Origin of the sequence: Succinimonas sp. (assembly GCF_045225735.1) — a bacterium.
GTDB lineage: Bacteria > Pseudomonadota > Gammaproteobacteria > Enterobacterales > Succinivibrionaceae > Succinimonas.
The window spans coordinates 1-2,004 of the sequence record NZ_JBGVBR010000122.1 but is presented as its reverse complement, the minus strand read 5'-3'; the positions used below and the strand labels follow the sequence as shown (position 1 = coordinate 2,004).

2 protein-coding genes and 1 pseudogene are annotated in these 2,004 nt (G+C 48.3%); all 3 read right to left on the bottom strand.

Annotated features, from left to right (window positions below; translation table 11 throughout):
• A pseudogene (locus ACJROR_RS04465) lies at positions 1-441 on the bottom strand (serine/threonine protein kinase); the annotation flags it as partial.
• Between the two features lie 361 nt (positions 442-802).
• Positions 803-1,255 (bottom strand): very short patch repair endonuclease, encoded by a 453-nt coding sequence (locus tag ACJROR_RS04460; RefSeq protein ID WP_406546046.1) that lies wholly within the window; start codon positions 1,253-1,255, stop codon positions 803-805.
• A gap of 57 nt (positions 1,256-1,312) precedes the next feature.
• Positions 1,313-1,777, bottom strand: coding sequence for a hypothetical protein (locus ACJROR_RS04455; protein WP_406546045.1), 465 nt, complete (start codon positions 1,775-1,777; stop codon positions 1,313-1,315).
• Between the last annotated feature and the right edge of the window lie 227 nt (positions 1,778-2,004).

Below are 2,004 nucleotides of genomic sequence, written 5' to 3'. Positions count from 1 at the left end.
CACGGCTTTCAGGCCTTCTATAACGGAGGGGATAATGAACGTTCTGAGCTCCTCTTCAGAAAACCTGACTCCCTCGGAAAGAAGTTCTGCGAGGGTTGACATCTCGTAGTACGGCCGCACCGCATACTGATGGCCCTCATATTCACCATAGCCCGCCACCGGGGCCACGAATGAACTTGTTACGGTCTTAAGCTTCTTCAGCACATCCTGCTTCACGGCATTTTCCCGACGGTAGTATTTAAGAAGGTACTTCTTCCCGGAGAGACTTCCAATTCCGGAGCAGAGATAGATATCCGCCTCCCCGGACACAATGTCCAGTCTGGTGTCAGCATGGAATTCACCCAGGGTAAGCCCGGTAAGATTCGGGAGCTTCTGCACGCTGTTTATCTGAGTGTTTTTGAACTTGCTGAAGAGTGTTGATTTTAGTTTGGTTTCTGACATATAGGAGCCTCTCAAGGATCTTGTTTAAACAAGCATTAGTAAACAGAATAAATTACTCTATGTCAAATCAAGTATGTAAAACTATTACATTGTTAACAAAAACAGGGTATGTTAAATATACGCATTACAGAGTTAGCAAATAGCCATTGACCGGAAAAAAAACGCCCGGAAACAAAGATGTGTCCGGGCAATAAGGTGATTTGGAGATATAATCGCTGAAGGAGTACCGTTCTGCCATGCAGAATCGTAACGGCATATTGTGAAGAGCGGTGATAGATTACAAGTGGACTATTCCTGATTCCTCCATATAGCGGGCTGTACAAAGCTTATCGGACTGGCATTATTCCGAGTCCCGGAGATTTCATATCTCCGCAAAGCCAGTCCCAGACTTCAAAAAATCTTCCACCCGTTTCAAGTAAAGAGCTTCAGCCTCCGGGGACTTCATCATTTTTCTGACGACGCATTCCCAGATCACCAGCTGCCGGATATGCTTCATGGAAAGCTGATTCTTAACTTCCTGATCCCGTCTCATGTTCCGAATGAATTTGGCGTCCCAGTATTCAGTATTGCTTGATGGAGTGGTGGCCTTGCGGCAGCCATGATGGCGATGCCAGAAACAGCCGTGAATAAACACCACCGCATTGTACTTGGCAAACCAGAGATCCGGATGACCGGGAAGGTCTGAGGTGTATTTCCGGTAGCGGTACCCCCGGGCAAAAAGCTTCTTTCTGAGATAGACCTCAGGCTCGGTGTCCTTGGAGCGTACCCGGCTCATGTTGTAGCTACGGGCTTCCTTTGATTTGATGTCTGCCAACCTGAATCTTCCTCGCTCAGCCAAATTAGACCCGTTAAAGTTATCCGGGGCTCATGCTCAGATCATCTTAATGGGTCTTCCGGTCTCTGCCGGAGTCATGCCGAAGGTTCCCAGAAATTCCTGAATTTCATCATCAGTATTGAAGACGAAATTTTCAAAAACACCGTCAGCATCCTTTACCATCACGAGAAGAGCTCCGGTATATTCCGGTCTTAAAAACGGCACCCCTGAGCCGCATATGCGGAAACAGAGATCCTTCCGGCGTTCATCCCAGGTAATCCTGCCGAAGGCCTTAATGGTTCTCTGCCAAAGCATCGGAATATCTTTGCTGATGACAGGCCGGCGGAAACACTCCCGAAGCTCTCTGATGGTGAAAAACATATAGAGAGCGCTTTGGGACAGATGGATTCCGGCTTCCGGATCTCCGCCATCACCGCAGTCCGCTGCAGAGAGAAACTTGCAATAGGAGCTCTGCCCCTTCCCCGCGGCATTGATGGCAGCTGAGGTCAGAATTATGTTCATCGCGATTTCTTGCTCAGAACCTCCGAAGATTAACATTAAAGACAGTCCCTCTCCTCTGGTAAATAATAGCGCCGTACCTGCGACGAAATCAAAAAGGCCGGACAAACGCCGGCCTGAAATTGAGATCGATTCTTAATTCCGGAACCGTTCAGGATTCCGGAACAACCAGTCCTTACAGCAGGATACGAGCCTTCAGAGTGCCCGGAATCTTCTTGAATTCCTGAAGG

Excerpts from the sequence above, each read along its gene's own strand:
- ACJROR_RS04455 (WP_406546045.1), bottom strand. The coding sequence starts at position 1,777 with ATGAACATAATTCTGACCTCAGCTGCCATCAATGCCGCGGGGAAGGGG.